Origin of the sequence: uncultured Legionella sp. (assembly GCF_937871865.1) — a bacterium.
Taxonomy (GTDB): Bacteria; Pseudomonadota; Gammaproteobacteria; order Legionellales; family Legionellaceae; genus Legionella.
Genome location: NZ_CALMPD010000067.1, coordinates 1 through 4,574 on the forward strand (window position 1 = coordinate 1; position 4,574 = coordinate 4,574).

Below are 4,574 nucleotides of genomic sequence, written 5' to 3' on the forward strand. Positions count from 1 at the left end.
GAATATAAATTAAAGTACTAATTGGCCCAGATAAGGCATAGGTACTAAATCCTGCAAATAACACTATAGCTGGGTTTAATGCTATTGCTACAAATAATATGATCAATACCAAAACATATAAAAAGGGAACCTTACCTTTAAAATCAATCTCTTTAAAACTATGATAACGTACGTTACTCACCATCAATGCTGATGCAGCTATTGCAAAGATGGCCGTTAAAACCGATATAAACATGCTCTGCCATTCATTCTGATAACATAGCCAGGCAAATGATGCCATCACAGCTGCTGCTGGAGGACATGGCAAGCCTTGAAAATATCGTTTATCCGCGGTTTCAAGTTGCGTATTAAACCGTGCTAGCCTTAAAGCAACAGCGGCAGTATAAACAAAAGCGATTAACCAGCCAAACTTTCCTAATTGGCCTAGAGTTAAATTATAAAGTAATAGTGAAGGGGCTACACCAAAGGTGACCATATCGGATAAGCTATCGTATTGAGCTCCGAACTCAGTTTGCGTGTTAGTTAATCGAGCAATGCGTCCATCAAGACCATCTGCTATCATTCCAATAAACATAGCGATCACTGCCGCCTCATATTGCCCCTTCATAGAGGAGACTATAGAATAAAAGGCTGCAAACAAACTGGCAGTTGTGAAAATATTTGGCAACAAATATATCCCAGAATGATTTTCTTTTTTCATTCGCAATTAAGCCTCATTAATATCAAAATCAGCACCATGCTATCATAAAAGAGATAAAAACTACTATGGAAAACCTACTTTAAAGACGTAATGTAAATAAAATACTACAAAATTAACAAATATCCACGCAGTGACAGCACGATGATGTTATACTTAACATACTGTATTTATAATGCATAGATTTATGACTAAACCAGAAAAGAAAACTATTGTTATTGAAGGAGTAACTCCTCAAGGTAAAAGATTTCGCCCCCGAGATTGGGCTGAACGGATGAGTGGATCTTTAGCAAGCTTTAAAAACAGCCGTATTTATTACTCTCCCTTATTACAGCCGAGCGTGAATAGTGAAGGATATCATTGTGTACTGCTCGACCCAAAACTGAAAGAATCAAGCCCCCAAGTCTATCAATCTATTATCGATTTCGCTAAAGCCAATAATCTTAAAATCTGCGGTGACGAAGAATAATATCGTAACATCCAAGATGATCTACATGATGTATGGAATGAGCTAATACCCCTGGCTCGCTTTTATTGCCAATGTCCATGTAAGAAACTTCCCTAAGATATAATTAATCATGGCAATTGTGTTGTCGAAATTCATTGCAAAGATCCCTGCAATGATAAAAACCAATCCTTTTGGGCCTTCCTGAGTCCCTGGTTCACTGGCATGTGCCACCAATACACAGCCCCTTATAAACCATATCACTCCGGCAGTACGAATGATGAGCCCCATTGAACTATAAATATTGGGCGTTGGGGCCGGAGTGTAGGTTAACACATTGCCGACTCCAAAAGCAGTATTTGCCATAATGTGCATTATACTGGGCAAATAGATTAAAGCAGCTCCAAACATTAAATACATCATCGGGGTAAACATTTTCTCATGAGACGAAGACTGAGCTCTGTGATCCCCTATTTTTTTAATTTTACCAAGAGCTTTCATTACAAATATCAAACCCAATAGATAAGCAGCTCCCGAGATTAAACGTTGCACGGGATAGAGAGATTGGCTTACATTGCCTAATATAGTGACGAAGTCTAGTATGCTCATATGTTAATTATATGTTCTTAACTCTTGCAATGCATAATTTTTCCCCTATATTAAGCACTTTATCTTAAAAGTTGATTTTCGTCATGCAAGTAAATACATTTCCTATTATTCTGGAAGAAGCGTTTATGATTTCTCCCAAAGTAAAACACTTTATATTTAAATGTGACAATAGCCCTGAATTTAATTATCTTCCTGGTCAATTCATAACCATACATTTTGAACGGGATGGAAAAAGTCTAAAGCGAAGCTATAGTATTGCCAACGAGCCCAAACGGGATAATCGTATTGAATTTGCGGCAGGTTATTTTGAAGGCGGTCCCGGCACCGAATTATTATTTAATTTAAAAAAAGGCGAATCGATCAATATCAATGGTCCATTCGGTCGATTAATCTTTAAAGATGAAATTCCTGGTCGATACATCCTGGTAGCAACCAGTACAGGAATCACGCCTTATAGAGCCATGCTCAACGAATTAGGTAAACGAATGGAGCAGCATCCAAATCTTCGAGTAGTCATTCTTCAGGGCGTACAACGAAGAGAAGAAATTCTTTATAGCCAAGAATTTGTCACTTTTACTAAAAAATATCCTCAGGCAACATTCAGGCCCTATTTAAGCCGTACCGAACCACATGACCTACAAGAGAATGAATTTAAAGGGTATGTACAACATGCATTCCCCGAACTTAATCTTGATCCTGCTGCGGATGTTGTTTATTTATGTGGAAATCCCGGTATGATCGACGATTCTTTTAATTATTTAAAAGAACATGGTTTTGCAATGCAGCAAATTATTCGTGAAAAATATATTTCACGTTAAGATACGATGTCTTTGGGCTGTGGCTTTTTACATAGAAAGTAGCATCCCGCAATTGAGGAGAACACATATAATGATACATTTCGAAGAGCTGGAAAATACAATGGAGCAAATGCTACAGGATGGCAAAGGCATTTTAGCTGCCGATGAAAGCAATGGCACCATAGGCAAACGTTTCGCCACGATCAACACTGAAAATACAGAGCAAAACCGTCGTGATTATCGATTGCTCTTAGCTACTACTCCTGATTTAGAGCAATACATTAACGGAGTTATCTTGTTTGAAGAAACCTTCTATCAAAAAGATGATGAAGGCACTCCTATTGCAGAACTATTCGCTAAAAAAGGTATAGTTCCAGGCATAAAAGTAGATAAAGGATTGGTTGATTTAGCCAATACAGAAAATGAAAAAGTAACCCAAGGATTAGATGGTTTAACTGAACGCCTGGTTGAATTTAAAGCACTAGGTGCAAAATTTGCAAAATGGAGAAACGTTTATTCTATTTCTGACTTTACTCCAAGTTTAACTGCGATTAAAAGCGGAGCCGAAAATTTGGCTCGTTACGCAGCAGCCTGCCAAGCAGTTGGAATCGTTCCAATTGTTGAGCCAGAAGTTCTAATGGATGGAAAACACAGCAGTGAACAATGTGCCGAAGTGTGTGAGATGGTTTTACATGAAGTCTTCCATGCCTTATTCATTCATCAAGTTGAATTAGAGCACATCATATTGAAACCAAGCATGGTTACTTGTGGAAAAGAAGTTAGTCCTTTTAGCGACCCAGAAGAAGTAGCAGATTACACCATCAGTGTATTCCGTAACAATGTGCCAGCTTCTGTACCAACCATTAATTTCTTGTCTGGTGGGCAAACACCTCAACAAGCAACAGCCAATTTGAATGCCATGAACACAATTGGTCATCAGCCTTGGTTACTCAGCTTTTCTTTCGGCAGAGCATTACAAGAAGATTGTTTGAGTACCTGGAATGGTAAACATGAGAATGTAGGAAAAGCGCAGGAAGCACTACTTAAAAGAGCACGCCTGAACAGTGCTGCTTGTTTAGGTGAATATCAAAGCGATATGGAATAATGTTAATTTAGGCTAGATTGAAAGGACATTAGTCGAATTTAGCCATCACCTAGATATGAATCCTCACGGTCACACCATGGGGATTCATAAAAATGGCTAAAGCCGAATATTTAATTTTAATCAGCACCGTCTTTTGATGAATAATGATGGGTTTTAAGCTCAAACTGTGCATAAAGCGGTAGATGATCAGACAACATGCGCCAGGGTTTACCCTGCAAACAGGCAACTTCTTTTACCTTCATCCCACGAAAATAAACCCGGTCAACACATAAAGACGGCCTGATTGCGGGAAAAGACTTGGCATGCTGCCCCTCAACGGTCACAAAGGCCTCTTCAATACCTAAATCTTTAGCAAGCGTTTTAGAAATCACCGTACGCCAATCGTTAAAATCACCAGCCATCAATAATGGTTCATTATGAGGAACCATATCTTTAATTCGCTTCATCAGCGCTTTACATTGTTCTGTACGTTCCGTTTTAAATAAACCCAAATGAACACATAATAAATGAACTGTCACGTCATCAATTTTCAATTGAGTATGTAATATGCCACGAGAAGCTCTATTCATGGTTGAAAGATTGATGCTCTCAAAGCGATCGAAAGGAAGTTTGCTCAATATAGCATTACCATGATGACCTGATTGGTAGACCGCATTTTTAGCATAGACATAATGCGGCCAGATATTCTCGGCAATATATTCAAACTGAGGAGAATCAGGCCATGAATCAATTCGTTTCTCACGCTTTCTATGCTTTCCCTGAACCTCTTGCAAAAAAACAAAATCCGGATTTAATCCTGTAATCGCTTCTCTCATTTCTGGTAGCAAAAAACGAACTGCGCCCACACCAAAACCTTTATGAATATTGTATGTGATCAGCGAAATATTGCTTTCACCTTGATGCATATTAATTATACTCTTA

The 4,574-nt window shown here is 38.4% G+C and carries 6 protein-coding genes; 3 read left to right on the forward strand and 3 right to left on the reverse strand.

The annotated features are described in order from the left end of the window. Positions 1-700: CDP-diacylglycerol--serine O-phosphatidyltransferase (gene pssA, locus Q0495_RS03795; protein ID WP_298623273.1), on the reverse strand; the 700-nt coding region annotated here is incomplete at its 3' end. A gap of 184 nt (positions 701-884) precedes the next feature. On the opposite strand from pssA, the gene Q0495_RS03800 reads away from it, so the two are divergent. Next, complete coding sequence (locus Q0495_RS03800; protein ID WP_298623275.1) at positions 885-1,166, forward strand: DUF3579 domain-containing protein; 282 nt, start codon at positions 885-887, stop codon at positions 1,164-1,166. A gap of 42 nt (positions 1,167-1,208) precedes the next feature. Here the strand turns inward: Q0495_RS03800 and Q0495_RS03805 are convergent, their stop codons facing one another. Then, the gene (locus tag Q0495_RS03805) at positions 1,209-1,751 is read right to left on the reverse strand and encodes a type IV secretion protein IcmC (protein ID WP_298623277.1); all 543 of its coding nucleotides are present in this window, start codon (positions 1,749-1,751) and stop codon (positions 1,209-1,211) included. Positions 1,752-1,834: 83 nt separating this feature from the next. Between Q0495_RS03805 and Q0495_RS03810 the strand changes: the two genes are divergently transcribed. Further along, positions 1,835-2,569 (forward strand): FAD-binding oxidoreductase, encoded by a 735-nt coding sequence (locus Q0495_RS03810; protein WP_298623279.1) that lies wholly within the window; start codon positions 1,835-1,837, stop codon positions 2,567-2,569. A 73-nt stretch (positions 2,570-2,642) separates the two neighbouring features. After that, positions 2,643-3,653: a class I fructose-bisphosphate aldolase gene (locus tag Q0495_RS03815; RefSeq protein ID WP_298623281.1), complete on the forward strand. Its 1,011-nt coding sequence runs from the start codon at positions 2,643-2,645 to the stop codon at positions 3,651-3,653. 116 nt (positions 3,654-3,769) lie between these two features. Here Q0495_RS03815 and Q0495_RS03820 read toward each other — a convergent pair whose 3' ends face one another. After that, positions 3,770-4,558 (reverse strand): endonuclease/exonuclease/phosphatase family protein, encoded by a 789-nt coding sequence (locus Q0495_RS03820; protein ID WP_298623283.1) that lies wholly within the window; start codon positions 4,556-4,558, stop codon positions 3,770-3,772. Positions 4,559-4,574 lie beyond the last annotated feature (16 nt).